Source organism: Sulfurospirillum sp. 1307, from assembly GCF_054408545.1.
In genome coordinates, this window is record NZ_CP176011.1 from 1,818,855 (window position 1) to 1,841,600 (window position 22,746).

The 22,746-nt window shown below is 30.0% G+C and carries 18 protein-coding genes; 7 read left to right on the forward strand and 11 right to left on the reverse strand.

The genetic code is table 11. The annotated features are described in order from the left end of the window. Positions 1-11 precede the first annotated feature (11 nt). On the forward strand, positions 12-3,029 hold the full coding sequence (locus ACKGJI_RS09240) for an EAL domain-containing protein (RefSeq protein WP_458699996.1): 3,018 nt from the start codon (positions 12-14) through the stop codon (positions 3,027-3,029). Between the two features lie 69 nt (positions 3,030-3,098). Beyond that, positions 3,099-3,611 carry a thiol peroxidase Prx-SUH gene (gene prx-suh, locus ACKGJI_RS09245; RefSeq protein ID WP_458699997.1) on the forward strand — a complete coding sequence of 171 codons (513 nt, stop codon included), beginning with the start codon at positions 3,099-3,101 and terminating at the stop codon, positions 3,609-3,611. A gap of 23 nt (positions 3,612-3,634) precedes the next feature. On the opposite strand, the gene ACKGJI_RS09250 is transcribed toward prx-suh, so the two are convergent. Genes ACKGJI_RS09250 through ACKGJI_RS09265 form a run of 4 tightly spaced genes read right to left on the reverse strand, consistent with a single transcriptional unit; the run spans position 3,635 to position 5,368 of the window. Continuing rightward, positions 3,635-3,868, reverse strand: a complete 234-nt coding sequence (locus ACKGJI_RS09250) for a hypothetical protein (protein ID WP_458699998.1) — start codon at positions 3,866-3,868, stop codon at positions 3,635-3,637. After that, entirely contained in the window at positions 3,847-4,143 is a 297-nt protein-coding gene (locus ACKGJI_RS09255) for a cupin domain-containing protein (RefSeq protein WP_458699999.1), read from the reverse strand. The genes ACKGJI_RS09250 and ACKGJI_RS09255 overlap by 22 nt, the downstream gene beginning before the upstream one ends. Beyond that, positions 4,140-4,760 (reverse strand): peptidoglycan editing factor PgeF, encoded by a 621-nt coding sequence (gene pgeF, locus ACKGJI_RS09260; RefSeq protein WP_458700000.1) that lies wholly within the window; start codon positions 4,758-4,760, stop codon positions 4,140-4,142. Before pgeF ends, ACKGJI_RS09255 begins: the two co-directional genes overlap by 4 nt. Next, positions 4,760-5,368: a riboflavin synthase gene (locus ACKGJI_RS09265; protein WP_458700001.1), complete on the reverse strand. Its 609-nt coding sequence runs from the start codon at positions 5,366-5,368 to the stop codon at positions 4,760-4,762. Before ACKGJI_RS09265 ends, pgeF begins: the two co-directional genes overlap by 1 nt. Positions 5,369-5,731: 363 nt before the next feature. Here ACKGJI_RS09265 and ACKGJI_RS09270 point away from each other — a divergent pair, with 363 nt between their 5' ends. Next, positions 5,732-6,910: a YbfB/YjiJ family MFS transporter gene (locus ACKGJI_RS09270; protein WP_458700002.1), complete on the forward strand. Its 1,179-nt coding sequence runs from the start codon at positions 5,732-5,734 to the stop codon at positions 6,908-6,910. 55 nt (positions 6,911-6,965) lie between these two features. Then, entirely contained in the window at positions 6,966-8,834 is a 1,869-nt protein-coding gene (gene mnmG, locus ACKGJI_RS09275; RefSeq protein WP_458700003.1) for a tRNA uridine-5-carboxymethylaminomethyl(34) synthesis enzyme MnmG, read from the forward strand. 22 nt (positions 8,835-8,856) lie between these two features. On the opposite strand, the gene ACKGJI_RS09280 is transcribed toward mnmG, so the two are convergent. From ACKGJI_RS09280 to ACKGJI_RS09300, 5 genes are read right to left on the reverse strand one after another with little or no spacing between them, the layout of a single operon-like run. After that, positions 8,857-10,518, reverse strand: a complete 1,662-nt coding sequence (locus ACKGJI_RS09280) for a HAMP domain-containing sensor histidine kinase (RefSeq protein ID WP_458700004.1) — start codon at positions 10,516-10,518, stop codon at positions 8,857-8,859. Further along, on the reverse strand, positions 10,515-12,152 hold the full coding sequence (locus ACKGJI_RS09285) for an ABC transporter substrate-binding protein (protein WP_458700005.1): 1,638 nt from the start codon (positions 12,150-12,152) through the stop codon (positions 10,515-10,517). The genes ACKGJI_RS09280 and ACKGJI_RS09285 overlap by 4 nt, the downstream gene beginning before the upstream one ends. Further along, on the reverse strand, positions 12,139-12,837 hold the full coding sequence (locus ACKGJI_RS09290; protein ID WP_458700006.1) for a response regulator transcription factor: 699 nt from the start codon (positions 12,835-12,837) through the stop codon (positions 12,139-12,141). The genes ACKGJI_RS09285 and ACKGJI_RS09290 overlap by 14 nt, the downstream gene beginning before the upstream one ends. Positions 12,838-12,863: 26 nt before the next feature. Next, the gene (locus tag ACKGJI_RS09295) at positions 12,864-13,406 is read right to left on the reverse strand and encodes a hypothetical protein (RefSeq protein ID WP_458700007.1); all 543 of its coding nucleotides are present in this window, start codon (positions 13,404-13,406) and stop codon (positions 12,864-12,866) included. Positions 13,407-13,416: 10 nt separating this feature from the next. Next, positions 13,417-15,804 (reverse strand): molybdopterin-dependent oxidoreductase, encoded by a 2,388-nt coding sequence (locus ACKGJI_RS09300; RefSeq protein WP_458700008.1) that lies wholly within the window; start codon positions 15,802-15,804, stop codon positions 13,417-13,419. A gap of 257 nt (positions 15,805-16,061) precedes the next feature. Here ACKGJI_RS09300 and petA point away from each other — a divergent pair, with 257 nt between their 5' ends. From petA to ACKGJI_RS09315, 3 genes are read left to right on the forward strand one after another with little or no spacing between them, the layout of a single operon-like run. Then, complete coding sequence (gene petA, locus ACKGJI_RS09305) at positions 16,062-16,559, forward strand: ubiquinol-cytochrome c reductase iron-sulfur subunit (RefSeq protein WP_458700009.1); 498 nt, start codon at positions 16,062-16,064, stop codon at positions 16,557-16,559. Between the two features lie 9 nt (positions 16,560-16,568). Beyond that, positions 16,569-17,822 (forward strand): cytochrome b, encoded by a 1,254-nt coding sequence (locus ACKGJI_RS09310; protein ID WP_458700010.1) that lies wholly within the window; start codon positions 16,569-16,571, stop codon positions 17,820-17,822. Continuing rightward, entirely contained in the window at positions 17,819-18,685 is an 867-nt protein-coding gene (locus ACKGJI_RS09315) for a c-type cytochrome (protein WP_458700011.1), read from the forward strand. The genes ACKGJI_RS09310 and ACKGJI_RS09315 overlap by 4 nt, the downstream gene beginning before the upstream one ends. A gap of 336 nt (positions 18,686-19,021) precedes the next feature. On the opposite strand, the gene ACKGJI_RS09320 is transcribed toward ACKGJI_RS09315, so the two are convergent. Further along, entirely contained in the window at positions 19,022-19,939 is a 918-nt protein-coding gene (locus ACKGJI_RS09320; RefSeq protein ID WP_458700012.1) for a Wzz/FepE/Etk N-terminal domain-containing protein, read from the reverse strand. Then, positions 19,940-22,699: an SLBB domain-containing protein gene (locus tag ACKGJI_RS09325; protein WP_458700013.1), complete on the reverse strand. Its 2,760-nt coding sequence runs from the start codon at positions 22,697-22,699 to the stop codon at positions 19,940-19,942. It abuts the gene before it with no gap. Positions 22,700-22,746 lie beyond the last annotated feature (47 nt).

Below are 22,746 nucleotides of genomic sequence, written 5' to 3' on the forward strand. Positions count from 1 at the left end.
TAATATTAATTATGGCACACTTTAATGATTATTCGATAAAAACAAAACTCGTAATTGTTTTTATCGTTTTTAAGATTCTACCGTTACTTTTGCTCGCAGCTATTGGTCTTTTTAGCTTTTTAGAGATAGATAAATTACTGCATAAAAGTTCATCACAAATCATTACAAAAAGTACCAAATCCATAAAAAACACTACCGATTTAACAATTCAAGATAGCATTAAAGCGCTAGATAGAAAATCTCAAGAAATGTTAGAAAATAAAACATATGAAATTGCAAATAAGGTTGCAGAGTTTTTAAAACAAAGAGACCAAGATATTTTATTCTTATCTAAGCAAACTATAAATCCTACTGTTTTAAAAAACTTTTATGATAGAAAATCAAGAGAGATTTATGTACCAATTTCATATCATTACGATGAAAGACTAGACAAATGGTTACCAAATGAAACTACAAAAGAAAAAACTAAAAAAGAGTTTGCGATACTAAAAGATAATAAAAGAGAGTTTCACAAAGTAGTACTTAAAAAAATAAATAAAAAATCTATACCAATATATAAAGAAATAACATATTTTGATGTAAATGGAGAAGAAATTTATAAGATTTCTTCGATCGATAAAAAACTGAAAAATATTTCTATAAAGCAAAATACATACTGTAAAGCTGAAAATTACTACGAAGAGGCTTTAAAGCTTAAAGAGGGTGAGATTTATGTATCTAAAGTAATAGGGGCATATGTTCCTTCCCCAATAATAGGCTCTTTTACAAAAGAAAAAACTAAAAAAGCAAATATAAAGTTTGAACCACAAAAGTATGCTTACGCAGGTGCTGAAAACCCTGTTGGCAAAAAATTTGAAGGTATTGTAAGATTCGTAACTCCTGTGTATAGAGATAAAAAACTTCAAGGATATCTGACTTTAGCACTAGATCATGAACATTTGATGAATTTTACTGATTTTGTCAATCCAACTGGCACAATGCCTTTAGATATATCTGATGCTAGCAAAGGAAACTATGCTTTTATGTGGAGTGCAGATTTTAAAGCAATTTCACATCCTAGAGATTATTTTATAGTAGGTTATGATCCAAAAACTGGGGAAATGGTACCTGGCTGGATTGATTTAGATTTTGCAAAAAAATTCAAAAAAAGTGGCATGAAAGATTTAAATAAATTTTTACAAAAACAACCTCTCTTTTACAATCAATCACTTAAGAAAAAGCCCAATTTAGAGCAGGTAAAAATTGGTCAAGTTGGACTTGATTGTCGTTATTTGAATTTTGCACCACAATGCCAAGATTGGAAACAATTAAGTGAAGATGGAGGGTATGGATCTTTTATCATTTTTTGGAGTAATGTATGGAAACTAACGACAGCTGCTTCTATACCGTATTATACAGGGGATTATAACAAATCAAAAATAGGTTTTGGATTTGTAACTATCGGAGCAAATGTTGATGAGTTTCACAAGGCTGCTACTAAAACGAAAGAAAATGTTGATAAGATACTGGTAAAAGAAGAAAAAAATATAAAAAAATCTATTAATGAAATTACCAAAAATATATTTGATGAAATAAAAAGCCAAATCAACAAAATGGTAATAGCAACTATATTTTTAATTATACTTATTATATATGTTGCAATTTATCTTTCTAATAATATATCAAACAGAATACAAGAGATAATAATTGGTACAAAAAAATTAAAAGAAAAGAACTTTGATTATCAATTAGAGATAAAAGAAAAGGATGAGATAGGAAAACTTAAAGCTGAATTTAATGAGATGGCAAAATCTATCAAAATTCTTACTGATGATTTGCAAGAAAAACTTTATACTGATGATTTAACAAAATTAAAAAACAGAAGAGCTTTTTGGAAGGATATAAAAAGTTATAAAAATCCTATTTTATTTTTACTTGATATTGATTTATTTAAAAATATAAATGATTATTATGGTGTTCAAGCTGGGAACTTTGTTTTAATCAAATTTGCCAATATTTTGAAAGATTTTAGTAAAAAACATAATGCTGAACTTTATAGAATTGGCTCTGATGAGTACCTACTACTAATTGATAAAAATGACTTAAATGATACAGAAGAAAATTTAATCAAGCAATTAAACAAAATCGTATCAAAAGAGCATTTTGAAGATAAGAAATTACAAATAAACACGACCATAAGTTTTACTTGTGGAATATCTGATGGAGAAGGTAACCTCTTAGAAAAAGCTGATTTAGCTCTAAATGAAGCAGCTAGAAATAAAGTAGCTTTCATGAAGTATTCAAACTCAAATCCAAATATGAATAGACATAAAGAAAATATTTTATGGAAGCAAAAAATTTCATATGCCATTGAAAATGACTTTATAGTTCCTTATTTCCAAGAAATCATAAATATAAAAAATCCAAAAGAGAAAAAATACGAAGCTCTAATAAGACTAATTGACAATGATAATGTAATCTCACCTTATATATTTTTAAATATTGCAAAAGAAACCAAGCTATATCCTGAACTAACTAAGATAATGATAGAAAAGACTTTTAAGATTTTTGATAAAAAAGATGCTTCTTTTTCAATAAATCTATCAATTGATGATATACTAAATGAAAAAACCGTAGAGTTTATTCATAAAAAACTAAAAAAATACAATGTTCAAAATAAGTTAATTTTTGAACTTTTAGAATCAGAGGAAATATCAAATTTTGAAGAGATTATTCCATTCATTTATGAGATGAAAAAACTTGGAGTTAGATTTGCTATTGATGATTTTGGCTCTGGATATTCTAATTTTTCATATCTATTACAAATAAAACCTGATTTTATCAAAATAGATGGCTCTCTTATCAAAAATTTAACAAAAACTTCAAATGAATATCATATCGTTGGTGCAATCGTTAAATTTGCAAAATTGCTTGATATAGATATTATTGCTGAGCATGTAAGTTCTCAAGAAATCGTTGATGTGCTAGGGGATTTTGATATAAAATATATGCAAGGTTTTCATTTTAGCGAGCCTATTGCAAAAATATAAAAACACAATTAAGAGTTTTTTTATCCTATTAAAGATATAATCTCATCAAAATTATTTTAAGGAAAAAAAATGGCAACAACAAAATTAAAAGGCAATGATGTAAACCTTTCTGGTAACGAAGTAAATGTTGGAGATTCTGCTCCAGCTGTAAAAGTAGTAGCACAAGACTTAAGTGAAATCGAAGTAGGTGGAGCTCAAGGGAAAGCTCAAGTTATCGTGGTAGTACCATCTCTTGATACTCCTGTATGTGCAGCTGAAACTAGAAAATTCAACGAAGAAGCAGCAAAAATTGAAAATGCTGGTGTAACGGTAGTTTCTATGGACTTACCATTTGCAATGGGTAGATTTTGTACAACTGAAGGCATAGAAAATCTTCAAGTTGGAAGCGACTTTAGAAACAAAGACTTTGCAAATGCTTATGGAGTTTTAGTAGCTGATGGACCACTAGCTGGTGTTACATGTAGAGCTATCTTTGTAGTTGATGCGAACGGAAAAGTAACTTATAAAGAAATTGTTCCTGAAATCACAGAAGAGCCAAACTATGATTCAGCACTAGCTGCAATCAAAGAAGCAACTAAGTAAATAAAAACCTATAAATGAGGGGGTTATAACCCCTCACTACTCATTTGAGCTAGATTTATAGCTTCATCTACTAATTTTTCAACTTTTAAAACTTTATCTACAATTTGGCTTAAATTTTTATTTTCTACATGTAAAGAAAATAGCTCTTTTGCTAGGTATTCATTTGACAAAAAATCAATCCCATGAGCTTTTGCTCTTTGGATGATACTTATCTCTTGTGGTGAAAATCTGATAGCTACTTTTTTAGGTGGATACATAACCAAACACTTCCTTTTTTTGTTTCTAAAACTTTATGATAAACTCCTTTTGGGATTAAAAGTGTATCTAACTCTTTTAAAATTACCTCATCTTTATCTACCAAAAGTTTAGCTTCACCCTTAATTAACACTACAAACTCATCATAATCTTGAACATAACTTTTATCTTCTAATAAATCAGAACTTACAATTCTCTCAATCAATACCTCATCTTTTTCATAAAGAGCTTCAAAACTCTCCCCAAAATCTGGAATCTTTACATCAAGTAAATTCATAGGTGTGCAACTCCACAAAATCTTTTATCTGTTTTATCTCTTCTATATGAAAAATAATCACTACTACAACATGTACATGTAGAGTCTATTTTTATGTTTTTTACGCCTAACTTGTCAAGTTCATAAAGGTTTAAAGAGATTAAGTCAAGATAATATTTACCTTCTTTACATGTAGTAAAATCTTTTGCTAATGCCCCACTATGTAATCTCTCATTTAACACCTCATCTCCTACTTCATAACAGCACTTTTTTATTGATGGCCCAAAGACTACATATAAATCTTTTAAACTACTTTCAAACTCTTTTTGCATCTTTAAAATAGTTTTTGCTACTATGCCTTTGTATGAGCCAACTCTACCAGCATGAACAACTGCTACAATTTGTTTGTTATTATCTTCAATAATCACAGGATTACAATCTGCTACAACTACTACCAAAGCTACATCTCTATCAGCACTTATCATAGCATCACACTCTTTTGTAATCCAATTTTTATCTACAATTTCAACTATATCGCTATGAGTTTGTTTCATAAATAAAAGCTTTTTGTTGCCAACTTTTTGTTGAAGTTTAGCTATATTTTTACCTATAGTTTTATCTGTAAAAAAATACTCCATCAATACAAAGCCATTATATTATCAACTTTATCCCAAGTAAGTTTTTCATCTGTTTTAAACATATGGTAGATATATCTAGCAAACATATCAGTTTCGATGTTTACTCTTCTTCCTTGATTATACTCACTAAATAAGGTCTCTTTTAGAGTATGTGAGATTATAGTCAATCTAAAATCATTTTCTCCAACTTCATTTATGGTTAGACTTACTCCATCAATTGCAATACTTCCTTTTGGTATAATGAATTTTTTAAATTCACTTGGAATTTTTACTCTCATGTCAACTGCATTATCATTTTTCGAAATTTGCGTAATTTGCCCGACACAGTCAACATGACCTTGAACTATATGCCCTTCTAGTCTGTCGCTTAATCTCATAGCTGGTTCTATATGTACTTTATCTTTTAAATTTTCATGAGCCATTATGCTTCTTGTTTCGCCTGAGAGTTCTACACTAAAAATATCATCTTTTATTGCAATTACTGTTAAGCAAACTCCATTTACTGCTATGCTATCACCCAATTTTGCTTTATGTTTTGCTTTTAAACTAAGGATTGAATCTTTGTAGCTTACTACACTTGCAATTTCTCTTATGAGTCCTGTGAACATATCTACCTCTTGCTCTATTTTGACTTGATTATATATGTTTTAAGCTTAATAAAAATATAATTAATACTATTTTAAATAACTAACCTTACGCACTATATGTAGTACTTGATGTTTTTTGCAACATTTCATTGGTAGGCAAAAAGTTGAAAAGCTACCCGTAGGTAACTTGAAACTTTTTAACGACCCAAGGGAGTGTTGCAAAAAGCACCCAAAGGGTAAAACAATAAGGCATTATCTGACATCGTTAGATTTTCTCACCTTAGCTTTAGCTAGGCTTTTAAAAATCTGCCTTGCATATAACGTCTTCTTGTTTTATCAAGAACTATATATAGTGCGTAAGGTCAGTTAAAAAGGAGATAGTAGTTGAAAGATTACAAGTGGGCTATTGTCTCATCTATATTGGTTGTTTTTTCTTGTTTAGGTTTGGCTAGATTTGCTTTTGGAATGATTTTGCCAAATATGCAGATTGATTTAAACCTCAATAACACCCAAATTGGCTGGATAGGAAGTGCAAACTTTTTAGGATATCTTCTTGGACTTTTATTTAGCGGGAGATTTTACAATAAATTTGGAGCCTCAACTCTAATATTTAGATCGCTTCTAACTCAAAGTGCAAGTATGATAGCTATGGCATTTTGCACTACTGTTTTTTTAGCAAGTATCTCATTTTTTGTAACTGGTTTTTTTGGAGCCTTAGCAAATATTTCTATCATGACATATATCGCTCAAATAGTACCTCAAAATATTAGAGGAAAAGCTACTGGTATGGTTGTAATAGGAATTGGAAGTGCAATAATTTTTAGTGGCTTTGTAGTGCCAATTTTAAATAGTTATTATGATCAGTTATCATGGAAATATAGCTGGATTGGATTTAGCATCATCATCTTTTTTATATCATTTATCATAAAAAAAGGCTTAGTGCATACTCCACATGATACTCACAAAAACCTACATAATCAGTTAAAAATACTGCAAACTCTAATAGATTCAAATTTTATAAAAGTAGCCTCAATATACCTACTTTTTGGTATAACTTATGTAGTGTATATTACTTTTTTTGTTCTTGCTAGTGAGGTTAAATGGTCACTTGGCACCAACATATCTGGGAGCTTTTGGGCATTACTTGGTTTTTCAAGCCTTTTTGCAGGCCCGATTTTTGGAACAATCTCCGATAAAATAGGAACATTTAGAACCCTATCTTTGATATTTTTTATCAATATAATATCTCATCTAATACTTGCTTTAGATACTCCTGTTTATATGCTTTGGGTGTCAGCATTTTTGTTCGGAGTTTCAGCATGGGGAGTTCCTTCAATAATGGCAGTTTTAAGTAGTGAGCTTTTTGGAATTGCAAATACTGCTAAGATTTTGAGTCTTGTTACTATCTTCTTTGGTATAGGCCAAATCCTAGGCCCGGTTGGAGCTGGAGCTTTGGTAGATAAATTTGGTGATTTTTCTTATGCTTTTGGACTCAGTGCTACTCTTACATTTTTAGGATTTATTTCTTCTTTATATTTTTCTTTACATGTAAAAACAAAATAATTTATACAGAAAAAAAATAGTATAATAACTATAATAATGAAACTAAAGGTAATTAATGAAATATGATGTTATTGTAGTTGGTGGAGGGCATGCTGGTATTGAAGCTGCTTTAGTTAGCGCAAGACTCGGCAAAAAAACTCTACTTATAACAATTTTAGCTGAGCAAATTGGAGCAGCTAGCTGTAATCCTGCTATTGGTGGGTTAGCAAAAGGTCATTTGGTAAAAGAGATTGACGCGCTTGGTGGTCAAATGGGATTAGCAACAGATACAGCAGGAATTCAATTTAGAATATTAAATCAATCAAAAGGACCAGCAGTTCAAGGAAGTCGTGCTCAAATAGATATGGATAGATATAGAATCTATATGCGCAACTTAATTTTAAATACAGACAACCTAGAAGTAGCTCAAGAAATAGCTGAAGAAATTGTAACAAAAGAGGGGAAAGTAACTGGAATCATAACTCATCTAAAAAATCACTATCATGCAAAAAAAATCATACTTACAACAGGTACATTTTTAAGAGGTTTAATTCACATTGGAGAATTTAAACAAGAAGCAGGAAGAGTTGGAGAGTTTCCATCAATCAATCTTTCTCACTCTCTAAAATCTTTGGGTTTAGATATGGGAAGACTAAAGACTGGTACTTGTGCTAGGATAGATGCAAAAAGTATAGATTTTTCAAAGATGGAAGTTCAACCAGGAGATGAAAAACCAATCCCTTTTAGTTTTAGAACTCCAAGGGAAACTTTTAATCCAACACAACTTCCATGTTATATTACATACACAAACGAAACAACACATAATATAATAGAAGGAAATTTTCACAGAGCTCCACTTTTTACGGGACAAATTGAAGGAACAGGCCCAAGGTATTGCCCTAGTATTGAAGATAAAATAAATCGTTTCAGGGACAAAGAAAGACACCATCTATTTATAGAACCTCAAACTCTTGAGGCAACTGAATACTACATAAATGGACTCACAACCTCTTTACCACCTGATACTCAACTTAGTATGCTTCACTCCATAAAAGGTATGGAAAATGCAAAAATAGTGAGATATGGCTATGCTATTGAGTATGATTATGTAAATCCAACTGAACTGACTCATACGCTTGAAACTAAAAAAGTTGAAGGACTATATTGTGCTGGCCAGATAAATGGAACAACAGGATATGAAGAAGCAGCAGCTCAAGGGCTTATGGCAGGAATCAATGCAGCTTTAAGCATAGATGATATGGAGCCATTTATTCTTAGAAGAGATGAAGCTTATATAGGAGTTTTGATAGATGATTTGGTAACAAAAGGGACAAAAGAGCCTTATCGTATGTTTACAAGTAGAGCTGAGTATCGACTGCTTTTAAGAGAAGACAATGCTGATCTTAGATTAAGCCCTTATGGTTATAAACTAGGTCTTATTGATGAAAATACCTATGATAAAGTAGTTAAAAAACAAGATGAATTAAACAGAGGTTTAGAATATCTTGAAGAAACTTATTTAACGCCTTCAAAAGAAAACATTGCTTATTTAAAAAAGCTTGGAGAAGATAAGATAACAGATAAAGTAAGCTTACAAAAAATAGTTGCTAGAAAAACTTTCAATATAGAAAAACTAGAAAAATTATCTGATTTAATTGCATCTTTTAGTACAGTAGCAAAAGAACAAATCCTAGTTGAAGCAAAATATAAAAACTATATACAAAAGCAAAAAGAACAAATTGACAAAATGAAAGAGATGTTAAATGTCAAAATCCCACCTATGATGGATTTTAGCTCAATCTCAGGTCTTAGTAATGAAGTAGTAGAAAAACTACAAAAATTTAACCCGCCAACTCTTTTTGCAGCAAGCGAAATCAGCGGAATTACCCCAGCTGCCATTGATATACTTCATATTTATATAAAAATGTATTACAAAAAAAATTAATCTAAGATAGGTTTTTCCTATCTTAGATTAATCCTAACTTTATACTAAAAATTGCTCCGTTTTTACTGTTTTTTACAGATAAATATCCATGCATATTTTCTTCTATGATTATTTTACTCATATAAAGACCAATTCCAGTACCCTGCTTTGCATGTTTAGTTGTAAAATATGGCTCAAAAATTCTATCTTTTATGCTTTCTTTAACTCCTCCTGCATTATCTTCTATTTTCACTATTGCATAATTTTTCCCTTTTTTTATACTCATCTTTATCATTGGATTTTCAATCTTTTTTTCCAATAAAACATCTTTTGCATTAGATAGTATATTTAAAACTGCTTGAGAAAATTCTCTTGGATAACCATTTACCTTGCACTCATCTTCTATTTGCATGATAAAGTTTATATTGTTATATTTTAATGAAGATTCTATGATAAAACTTGCATTTTTACATTCATCAGCTAAATTAAATTCACATTTTGTTTTAGATGGTTTAAAAAAGTTTTGAAAATCGCTTATGGTATTTGACATATGAGAAAGTATGACTTCACACTCTTGGACACCATTTTCAAACTCTTCATCACTCAAATCACTATGTTCATTTTTAATTTGTAAATTCATCAAAATTGCATTTAATTCACTTAGAGGTTGCCTCCATTGATGGGCAATATTTCCTATCATATTTCCCATGGAAGCTAGTTTACTTTGCTGGATTAGGAGTTGTTCTTTTTTTGTTCTCTCTTGTATCTCTAAAACTATTCTTTGCTCTAAATTATCAAGCATTTCATTCATTACTTTTTTAAGACGATTTAACTCATAGCTACTTGCATCTTTAATCAATCGTTTATGTAAATCTTTCTTTTTTAAACTCTCTACTACGCTTGTAGCATCTTCAATCAATGCTAAATCTTTTTGTAAATTTTTTCTCAATACATCTATATGACTATTGATACTTTTTGCCATCTCGCCAAATTCATCTTTGCTTGTCAAATTAATGCTTATTGATTCATCTTTATCTATCTTTCTTCCTAAAAGATCAAAAAATCTCTCTAATCCACTCTTGACACTCTCAATAGAATGAACTATATTCTTAGCAATCGTAAAGCCAAAAAACAAAGTCAAAACTATAACAATAATTGCCCCAATCAGTATAAGACTTTGTTCATCTTTGTATCTATTTTTTGCCATTGCATAAGTACTTTGAGAGTTTTTTAATTGTTTTGATTGTAATTTTTCAAGCTTTTCTAAAAGTATGTAAAACTGCTTTCTTTCTACGCTATTTGCATTTGTAAAAGCACCCTCTTCAAAACCATCATTTATGTATTGATTAGTTGTATAAACTAATTTTTTGTAATTTTTCCAAATTTTGTTTATTTTATCATCTTGAAATGCAAACTCTTTGTCTAATTTTTTTACTAATGGTTCTAAATTTCTTCTTATCTCTTTTCTATAATCATCATTTGGAGCCATCACCAAAGATAAACTAAGTTCTCTTAATCTAAAAAGAGGATTTATAAGATTTTGTTGGATATTTTGAACTTTTTTAGAATCATTAAAAACATTTTCAACTCTTACAAGACCATCGCTAGATATATTTTTAGCTAAAATTGACATCAGTATGATAGCAATTACTCCAAGTGATGCCATGAGCAAAAACTTGTATCTAACTTTCAAATATTTTATCATTTTTCAACCTTATACATAGGTCTTTGTCTTATACTTGGATAAATTCCTTTTCTTACTGACCAATGATACTTAGAAATTTTGGCTTTATAAAGTGGCATCAAAGCAATACTAGTTGGTTCAAAATACACCTCTTTATTTACTGCAAGCACTACATGTACAGATGGAACTGCTAACATATAAGCTTCATCATATGCTCTTTGAACTATCTTATCTACTGTGTCTTGAAATTTTTTTGATCCATTTTGTGCTTCAAAAAAATCATTTATATATTTTTGCATAACTTCATCTTTATCGATTGCTGACCAAGGACTAGAAGTTCGGTATGTAAAAAAAGTAGTCCAAGGATGATTTCCATACCAATCATCATTTCCCCAAACAAGTAAGTCCCACTCTTTTGGATTATCTCTATTTGTCAATAAATTTTTATATATATCTTTTTCGCTAGAAGTTATACTATACTCTAACTTTATCCCATATTGCTTTAGTTGATATTCTATGCCTTTTAATAAAAACATAAATCTATCTTGAGTCAAAACTTTTAGTTTTAAACCATTTAGCCTATTAAATATCTCTTCTTTTGATAATTTTTTGTGTAATTTTAAATGTGAAACTGCTTTTTTTATAGACTTATAATTGATTGAAGAAGAAGTAGGTGCTTCTTCTCCCTCTTTTTTATAAACAAAATTTAGTAAATTCTTTTGGTTTATTGCTTGATTTAGTGCAATTCTTACTCGTTTATCTTTTAATACAGTATCTTTTTTTAATAAATTAAAATAAATTGCTATGTTATTAGTAGAAGGAGTAGTTATGAGTTTTGCATATTTTGATTGAACAGCTTCACTCTTTTTGTTAAAAGGTATAGGAGAGATATCAAGCATTCCTTCATGATTTATAATCATGTCTACTGCTTTATCTGTTTTTAATTGTGTAAAAATAGTTATTTTTTCAATATAAGGCAATCCTTTTTCATAATAATATGGATTTGCTTCAAGCTCAACAATTTCAGTTTGTTTTTTCCCAGTAGCATAACCTTTTTTCAATATATAAGCCCCTAAGCCATAAAGGCCAGGTTCTTTAGTACTATCTCCAGTTTCTTTGCCTTGCCATGAAAATCTATCTAAATAAGCATTACTATAAAGATTTATTCTAGCCAAATCATTTAAAAACATTCCATAAGGTTTATTTAGAAAAAATCTAACTTTGTACTTATCTATTTTTTTTATATCTTTTAGTCTATTATGAATATCTGTATAAGTAAATGGGTGTTTTATAAATGCTTTAAAATTTTTTACAACTATATCTGCATCAAAGCTACTTCCATCTTGAAATTTAACCCCTTTTCGTAAATTTACATCATATGTCAAATCATTTATCTTTTTATATGAAGTTGCCATCATGGCTTCGAAACCTTTTTCGTTATCACTTATCCTAAAAAGTGTGCCATTGATTAATTTCGAAATATAACTATAAGGGATAGATGGTATAAAAACTTTTATATGAGAACCTTTGACTCTTGTGTTTATCAAATCTTTACTGATATCAGAAGAGATGTATTTAATAGGCTCTATTATATCACTTGCAAAAAATCCTTTACATGTAAAGAAAAAAATAAGTAAAATTCTAATCAACAACAAGACGATAACCAACGCCTGAAAGATTTTTTATATAATCTTTTGGAAATTTTTGCCTAATATTTCTCAAAACTGCTTTTAGTGCAGAATCGCTCATAAAATCATCTTGCCAAACATACTCTTGCAACTCTTCATAAGTAACAACCCTATGGGAGTTTTCTAAAAGTAGTTCAAAAAATAGTATCTCTTTTTTACTTAGTTTAAACTCTTTATCTTTACATGTAAGAATTTTATTGTCAAAATCATAACTATAACCATCTGGTAATTTCTTTGAAATTGAATGATTTTGATTTATCACTTCTAAGCATTTTTTCAGGGATTCTTTTAAATCTTTTAAACTAATTGGTTTTACTATATATTGTTCCAAGTGAAGCTCAACTGCACTTAAAAGATACTCTTTATCAGTATGAGCTGTAACCATAACAATTGGGGTTGTTTTATCTTCATCTCTTATTTTTTTAACTAGCGCAATACCATCCATAACTGGCATCAAAATATCAGTAAAAATTATATCTGGCTTTTTTTCTTTATATATTTCATATCCAGCTAAACCATTACTTGCTTCAAAAACTTCTTTAGCATAGTAACTTAGGGAATCAGCCATTTTTTTTCTGATTCCCTCTTCATCTTCAACATATAAAATACTGAGAGTTTTTAATCTCTCTAAAAAATCTTTTTGTTTATTCATTTCATATCTCCTAGAGATATTATATACTAATCTTCTTCTTTTAGTATACCATCTTTTGAAAATGCTTTTAAAAATCTACTTATATATGCATCATCTTCTTTTGTAGGCTTCGCAAACTGCTTCATACTTCCATACAACCCTTCCCATTCTAACATTGTATGATCTCCTACTACTTTTGCAGGATGACATTGTGTACATTTTTCATAAAATCGACTGGAATATAAATCCCAAGCTTCTTCTGAATCATCAGTTAAATTGTCATTAGAAACTAATACTTTTAAAGTTCCTTTATCTCCGTCAATCTTAATAAAACCTTCTTTAGCACTTGCTAAAAGCAATTTTAGATTTTTAGTAGCATAAAGTTTAGTTTTATCTTTTTTATTTATAAAACCTTTAATTAAAACTTCTGAACTATCTCCTCTTTTAGCCAATACTTCTACAGGAGTTCCTCCATACACAGTTACTTTTTTAAGAGGGAGCTTAACTCCCTCTTCTAAGTAAATATATGAAGATGCCTGTAAACCTAAAGATACTAAACAAAACAGTAAAACTTTAAATATAAACTTCATATCATCATCCTTAAATTACTAATGTTTTTGGTGTAGAATAAGCTTGATTTGGAGTTATATCTCCTTTAGCTTTTCTAATAGCAACTAATGTTGTATTAACGCTTGTAGCTTGTGCCATTTGAGAAGTTGGTCTTGAAGATGTTAAAACATTACAATGACCACTATTACATCTACTTCCTTCTTTTGCAGGATTCTCAGGACTATACCAAGCACCCTCTTCTATCGCAACTACGCCACTTCTTATATCATCAGTTACAATGGCTCCTGCTAAGATACTTCCTCTTTTATTATAAACTTCTACTAAGTCGCCACTTTTTATGCCTAGTTTTTTTGCATCATTTGAATTGATTCTAATTGGTTCTCTATTTGCAATTTTATATAGGTTTTTTATCCATGTATTATCAAGTTGAGAATGGATTCTATATGTAGGGTGAGGAGAAACCATATGGAAAGGATACTCTTTTGCATCTTTTGATCCTAAATATTCAGCTGGTTCAAACCAAGTAACATGACCTTTAAAATCTTTATATCCAAAACTATCATATTTTTTTGAAAAAATTTGAATTTTTCCACTTTCTGTTTTTAAAGGGTTTTTTACTGGATCAGTTCTAAAATCACTGTGTCTTACAAACTTGTACGCCTCTTTTGGAATCTCAAATTTAACAAAACCATCTTTCCAAAATTCTTCAAAACTTTTTATTTTTATACCATCAGATTTTTCATAAAAATCTTTTATATGCTCCATTTTAGTTTTTTGACCAGTAAATTTTTTATATTTTTTCTCACCAAATCTTTTTGCTAAAAGTGCATAGATATCATAATCATCTTTTGCTTCAAAAGGATTATCTACTACTTTTTTCATAGCATAAATATAATCGCCAGAATAGCTTCCACCCATGCTTATATCATCTCTTTCCAGAGTTGTAGTTGCAGGAAGAACAATATCAGCCATCTTAGCAGTAGGAGTCCACCAAGGCTCTTGAACGATAAATGTTTTAAGAGTTTTAATACCTTTTATAAGTTCATTTGTATTTGGATGATGTCCAACAATGTTGGCTCCACCAATATACATTAATTCAATTTTTGGAAGAGTTAGCTTATGCCCTTTAAAATCTATAACTTTTCCAGGATTTAAAAGAGTTTCAGAAATTCTTGAAGCTGGAATAGAAACTTTTACTCTATTTCTTCCCTGGGAAAATCCTCCAATTCCTGTTTTTCTAGCACTTGCTTGTCCTCCACCAGCATAATGCATAGAAAAACCAAATCCACCACCACTAAGACCGATTTGACCTATCATAGAAGCCAAGGTTATGATTCCCCAATCAACTTGTTCTCCGTGATGAGCTCTTTGCATTGCCCAGTTTCCAGCTATAAATGTTCTTTTTGAAACAAAAAGTTCAGCTAGTTTTTTTATAGTTTTTTCAGGAACTTCAGTAATATTTTCAGCCCACTTTGGTGTTTTTTCAATACCATCAGTTTTTCCTAGCAAATATGGAACAAAATTGTCAAACCCATCTGTATATTTTTCTATAAACTCTTTATTGTATTTTTTAGTTGTGTATAGATAATTCATCATACCCAACATCAAAGCAACATCAGTATTTGGACGAATTTGTATACATGTAGCATCTAGCAGTTTTGCAGTTTCAGTTTTAATCGGATCAATTGAAATAAATTTTATGCCTGATTGCTTGTATTTAATGTAGTATTCATCATTTTTACGATTTGCAACACCATAATCAATTTTATTTGTTTTAAACAAATCTGCACCCCACATCACATAAACTTCACAATTTTTTAAAATTTCTTCATGAGTTGTTTGAAGTGAATAAACTTCCATATCTCCAACAATTCCAGGATTAACAGGACCTGCAGCACCATTACTATACTCTCCAGCAGTTCCAACTGCTCCTTTTTTTACCACATTAAAAAATTTTCCAGCAAGTGTTGGACAACTATTTAATTTACCAGGATGTGACCAACCACTATATGTTGCATTAAAAATATTTTCTTTCTTAGTTGCTTTAATCTCTTTTGCTACTAAATCTAACGCTTTATCCCAACTAACTCTTACAAATTCATCATTCCCTCTTAACTCATTGTTTCCTTTTTTACCTTCAAGATATGATTTTCTAACGTATGGATACTTTATCCTTGTATTTGAATAATTTCTATCAACTAACGCTTGAGTAAAAGAACCTGGGCGTTTATCTGATTCATGAGGAGTAATACCTACAATTTTTCCATCTTGTACATTTGCATAAAAAGCACCAAAATGGCTTGCGTGAGGAATTTTTTGAATCGGAGAAAACAATTCAGTTGCACTCACTCTACTTGTTCCTAATGCAGCTGTTACAACTGCACTTCCTTGTAAAAATCTTCTTCTTGAGAGACTCATGATTTATCCTTTAAAAAATAATTTAAAGGAAGTATAAATAAAAAAAGTAGCAAAAAAGTTCCTTTAACAAACAATTTATTTTTTATAGAATAAACACTTTTTTGGCACTTTTTTTTGTTATTATGATGTTCAATTAAAGGTTTTATGTAACCTTTATATGCTAAAATTGTGACTTTTAAAACTCAATTGACCTTAGTCATGTGTTTTTTAAAGCAAAATTAGATAAAATAACTACAAACTACATGAAAGGAAAAAGGATGGCAGTTAAGAGAAGAGACTTTCTTGGCATGGCATTTGGTGGCTTCGCTGCTGTTGGTGGTGTATTATCACTAGGAGCAATGAAGAAGACTTGGGATCCACTTCCAAGTGTAAAGGCTGCTGGTTTTACCACAGTTGATTTATCACCAATGACAGATGGGGAACTAAGAACAATAACATGGAGAGGTAAGCCTATTTTTATACTTAAAAAAACGGCTGAAATGAAGAAAAATGAAAACAGAGATGTAGTTGTGGGCAATGCTGATTACAGTGTTATGATTGGTCTTTGTACACACCTTGGGTGTATTCCTACTTGGAAACCAAAAGATATGAAATTCAAATATGCTTGTCACGGTGGTGAATTTGATGCAAGTGGAGTTAATACATTTGGACCTCCTCCTCGTCCAATGGACATACCTCCATTTAAGATTGATGGCACTAAACTGGTTCTAGGCGAAGAAGGCCCAGAATATAAAAAACTAGTAGCAAAAGCGTAAGGGGAGAAAATGGCACATATAACAAAAGCCAACGGCATTGGTGATTGGTTAGACCAGCGCTTGGCAACAAAGAAACTAACAAAAGTACTTATGACTGAGTATTGGATCCCTAAAAATATTAACTTTTTATGGGCAATGGGAGTTGTTTTAGTAGTTTTATTTAAAATTTTAATAATCTCTGGAATATTCCTTTTAATGTATTATAAACCTGATACAAAACTTGCATTTGATAGTGTAAACTATACAATTATGCAAGAAGTTGATTATGGTTGGCTGTGGAGACATATGCATGGTGTTGCTGCTTCTATGATATTTTTAGTAATTTATATCCATATGTTTACTGCAATCTACTATGGCTCTTACAAAAGAGGTAGAGAAATGATTTGGCTAACTGGTATGGCTCTATTTGGAATCTTTTCAGCTGAAGCATTTAGTGGATATATGCTTCCTTGGGGGCAGATGAGCTATTGGGCAGCACAAGTTATCACAAATCTTTTTGGATCACTTCCTGTAATTGGCCCTGATTTGGTTGTATGGATTAGAGGAGACTACGCTGTTGCTGATTCTACTCTTACTAGATTTTTTATGCTTCATGTTTTACTACTTCCTTTAGTTATCATAGGCTTAGTAGCAGTTCACTTTTACTCTCTAAGAATTCCTCATGTTAACAACCAAGAAGGAGAAGATATAGATTTTGATGCTGAAAGCGAAAAATATTTAGCTGGAAATAAAAAAGAATCTAAAGTTGTTCCATTTTGGCCTGTATTTTTGTCAAAAGATTTCTTTGTCGCAGGTGCATTTTTAACACTTTATTTTTATTTGGTATTTTTCCACTATAACTTTGCAATGGACCCAATCAACTTTGAACCAGCGAACCCTATGAAAACACCTGCTCATATTTATCCTGAGTGGTATTTCTTGTGGAGCTATGAAGTTCTTAGAGGATTCTTCTTTGATATTGCAGGAATCGCAGCTATGAATATTGGGCTTGCAGCATTTGGTTTTGCTAATGTAATATTTATGCTACTTCCTTTCTTGGATAGAGATCCAAATGTTGTACCAGCACACAAAAGACCTAAATTTAAAATTTGGTTCTGGGTATTACTAATTGATTTAATGGTTCTTACAGTTTATGGAAAACTTCCTCCAACTGGTATGAATGCTTGGGTAGGATTCTTTGCAGCTATTACATTTATTGGCTTATGGGTTGCACTTCCATTTATAACAAAAAGTGACTCAAAAGTAACAGGAGGTGCAAAATGAGAGAATTAAAAATACTTGGTGTTGTAGTTGTTTTTACGCTTGCTTTATATTGGGGAGTTGAACCATTTGCTCACTCTCAAATGCATCCTCATGTAGCACCAGCAGATTTTACTTTTAAAGACTTAGGAGCTAACCCTAAAAAAGGTGATGCAACAAAAGGTGCAGAAAACTTTATGAATGCAGGTTGTATTGGTTGTCATGGAATAAAATCTCAAGGTATGCCTGCACCTATGGATAATGCAACTGCATCAGCTTCATTTGGTGTAGTACCACCTGATTTAAGTACTGCTGGAGCACTTTATGATGAAAACTTTTTAAGTGCACTTATCAAAAATCCAGCTCATGCATTAAAGGTTGAACATAAATTTACCGATGGTAGAATGCACCCAATGACACAATTTTATGGTTTAGGTGGCGATATAGACCAAGAGGTAGCTGATATAGTTGCTTATCTTAAATCAATAGCACCTAAAGAAATTAGTGATGAACAAGTATTTGAAGATTCTTGTCAAAGATGTCATAATCTAAAATACGCTAAAAGGTATAGTAATTCTGATCCAGACGCACTTCATAAGTATATGGGAACTACTCCTCCAGATTTATCAATCATGATTAGAGCAAAAGGAAGAGAATATTTAGAAACTTTCATCAATGATCCTCAAAAACAGCTAAAAGGTACTTCAATGCCTAGAGTTGGTCTAACTAAAGAGAGAGAAGAACAAGTTATAAACTATCTTGAAAAAGTTGGAGACAGAAAAAAAGCTGAAAGAGAATCAGTAGGTATGAAAGTGATTATATACATGCTAATCTTTACAGTTTTAGCTTACCTATGGAAAGTAAAAGTGTGGAGAGAAGTCCACTAACAATAATTATAGTGGCTCACTTGAGCCACTATAATAAATTTTATTTCTAATTTACTTTATAAATGATAGAATTAGCTCTTAGCATAATATGATATTGGAGAATTTTTTGAAAGAAATAAGAAATAAAGTAAATAGTTTAATACAAGACAATTACACAATCAACCTAGTACAAAACAATTCTATTAAAGTTATTAACCCTGCTAAAAGAGGCAAGGTTGCACTTTTTATTAATAGAGAAGACGATCACAAAAAAACAATAAAAAGTCTTTTAAACATAACAAGTGAATTGAGAATTTTTTCTTATACTAAAGAAGAAATTTTGTCTATAACAAATATCTACTCTAGCTCTTCCTTCTTCAAAAACTCTTGAAAGAACACTAAAAAAATACTTAATATTATAGATGTGACAAATGCAACAACAACAATCAATGCCCTTTTAGGCTTTGATTTGTCTTTAACAAAAGCCACTTGAGGCTTTGTAATAACTTTGACATTATAATATTCTCCAGCTGAGGACAAAACCTTTTTTTGGATCAAAGACGCTATTAATTGGTTGATTTGTAACTTTAAATCAACATCATTTATATTTGATAGTTCTTTCTTATAATAAGCTATTTTTTTATTTAAATCCTTCATATCAAGCTTTCTTAGATATGTAGTAATCTCTTTTAAATAAATTTCCAATAAATCTTTTGCCAAAAACCTATCATACAATTCAACATTCATAGTAATTGCACCACTTTTTTTATCGCTACTTAGTGAAACAATTTTTTTAAGATCTTTTATAGTATCAAACATTGTTTCATCTTGTGTTTTATCATCTTTACTGCTTCCATGAAATAAATCATATATCTTTCTATATCCTAATGCAAACACAAGATTTTTATCCATACTCTCAGGCTTTAATTTTTCTATCAAATTGTATTTTTTTATAATCATCTCATGAAAGGAGTTGTCATTTAAAATTGTATTCATAGAGTTAAAAGCATCCATACTACTTCCACCCAAATCCACTCCAGCCATACCAGCAAGTGCTGATAACCCTCCTAGGCTTATCCCTTTAGACTGCTCTTGAGGAGCTAAAACAACTGAAGATTTATAGCTATTAGGAATACTTAAAGTATAAATTATTGTCAAAGATGTAATAACAAATGTAATAAGTATAATTTTAAATTTATTTTTAAGTATTGTATCAAAAAGCTCTCTTAAATCAATTTCATCTTCTTCGATATAATTATGTTCAACTGCTTGCATTTAAAAAGCTCCTACCGAATTCATCGCAGCTGCTGTTAATGCAAACTGGTATAAAATACTTGATATATCTTTTGCTATGCTCATAGTAGTTTGTGTTATAAGTTTCTGAGGTATTACTATAGTATCCCCTTTTCTAACCATATTTGTACTTGAAGCACTAAACCAACCTTTATTGATTTTTTGTGCACTTCCATCTGCATGAATCACATAAATATTATCTTCATCAGCTCTTTGTGAAAATCCTCCTGCTTTTTGTATATAGTAACTAACATCACTACTATCATATACAATAGCCGTTGGACTCATGACCTCTCCAATTACAAGTATTGTATCATTTTGAGAAGGAATAATCAGTGTATCTTTATCTTTTAGAGCTATATTTGAATTACTCTTTTTAAACTTTTCCAAGTCATGTGTTAATTTTATAGATATTCTTCCTAAAGGCTCTAACTCTTTTTGCTCTTTTGATATTTTGTCTAAAATATTTGTAATTGATATAAAATCTACTTTATCACCATTTTTACCTATGTTCTCTGCTGAAGTTGTTAAACTAAGAGCTTTTCTTTTTAACTCTAAGATAGATTGTTTTAATCTTTTATTTTGAAACTCTTTTACAGATTCTCTAGTAAACAAAGCTCCATCTAAAAATGCTTTGTCTGTAAACCCTCCAGCCCTTTTTATGATGTCATAAAGCTTATCTCCATCTTCTACGACATAAGTTCCTGGAAAATTTACTTCTCCCTTAACACTAACAGTCTTCCTATCACTCCAATTTGGGATAGTATGCACTAGTATTTCATCATACTCACTTAATTTAAAATTAGTAAACTTATCAAAAGGAACTTTTATTAACTTTTTCTCTCTTTTACCATCTTTTATATAGTATCTAATAACTTCAAAATAATTTTTATACGCTTTTGGAGTAAATCCTCCAGCTATTTCAACAGCATCGCTTAAAGTCATATCTTTATTTAAGCTATAACTTTTTGGAAAATTTACTTCCCCTGAAATATTAATAGTTTTTATATGATTTTGCTTATAATAATCATATATTTCAATTTCATCATAAGCTGAAAGTTTGAAGTTTTCTGCTTTTTTAGCATTAAGTACTTCAATTTTAGGCATATAATCATTGGTATTATAAGTTGTTATCTTTATCTTATTAAAATCATTAAAATATGTTGTAGTTCCTGCTTGATTTATCAAGTCTCTTATTTTCATTCCACTAAAGTATCTATATTTACCAGGATTGACAACAGGACTTCCTGAAATTGTTACATAAGGAGTTAAATTACTATTGTATTTGTTAAATATATATATCTCGTCATCATTTTCAAGTTTTATATCAATTTTTCCATTTAACAAATTAGATAAATTAAAACTTTTTATCTCTTTTCCTAAATCTTTCGTTTTTCTTTTCAATAGAGCATAAGAAAAAAGTGTATCATCTAAAAAAACTCCTTTTAAAGTCAGTTTTGATATCTCTTTTTTAAATAATTTGTATAAACTTTTATCACTACTTAACTCTTTTTCACCTGGTCTTACAACATTTCCATATAAATAGATACTTTGTTTATGAACTTTGTCAATTGGATAAACATACACTTTATCACCATTTTGTGGTATAAATTTTTTTATATTGCTATAATCAACCTCAATAGTTTTTATCTTTTTATTATCTTCATATCTATTTACTAAAAAACCAAACTTACTTGCACTCGATTTTATACCACCTGCAAAATCTAGTAAATTACTCAATGTTTCATTTGATTTTAACTCAAATTCAGCGGGTTCATTCACCTCACCATAAATTGATACTATTTTATTGCTTTTTGGTACAAATACAGTATCATTAGCCCTTAAAATTATACTTGCTGATTCATCCCCATTTTGAAGGAGCTTATAAAAATCAACACTTCCTATAATTTTTCCATCTCTTTTTATTATAATATCTCTTAGTGTTCCTGTTGGCTTTACTCCATTTGATTCTATCAAAAGATTTTTTACTGTTGAGAGAGAATTTATGTTATAAACACCAGGTGCAACAACATCTCCAACTAAATTAACTTGAATGGTTGCAAATGTAGTTATGTTAACAACTGCATTAGTGTTATTATAAGCATTTTTAATTTTTTCTTTCATGTATTTTTCAATATCGCCAAACTTTTTACCAGCTACATGTAGAGGTCCTAGTTTTGGAATATTGATATTTCCATTATTATCAATAGTTAAATTAAAATTATCATTTTTTGCACCATATAGCCAAATTGAAACTTCATCACCAGGGCTTAATATATAATAACTTGGAACAGGCACAGAGTTAGAGTCTAAACTATTTTTATTTCTAAAAAAATTCAAACCATATCTTTCTAGTTTTTCATCACTTTTTATTGACTGCTTTTTTTGTATCTCTTTTAGAAGTTCTTTATTCTCTTTATACATAAATGGGTTTATATAATTGCTAAATTGTTTATTTGTTGAATTTTCATCCAGATTTTTTGTTGAATTTTCATCAAAATTAATCTTATTATCAATTTTGAAATCATTTTGATTTTCTTGTTTAACTGAAGTATTTTTATTTATTTTTGCAAGTATTTCATCTTTAGTAATACCACTTTTAGACATTTCTGCTTTTGCTTGAGGAGTATCTAAAAGTGCTGGATTTGCCTTTAGAGCACTTATAATTTGTTCTTGTGTTGGTGATGCCCATAAAGTTATAGATGTAACTACAGCCAATAAAAATAAAACCTTCTTAATCATTGAAAAGACCTTTGTTAAAATTTTTTAGATTTTAACAAAAAGTAGCA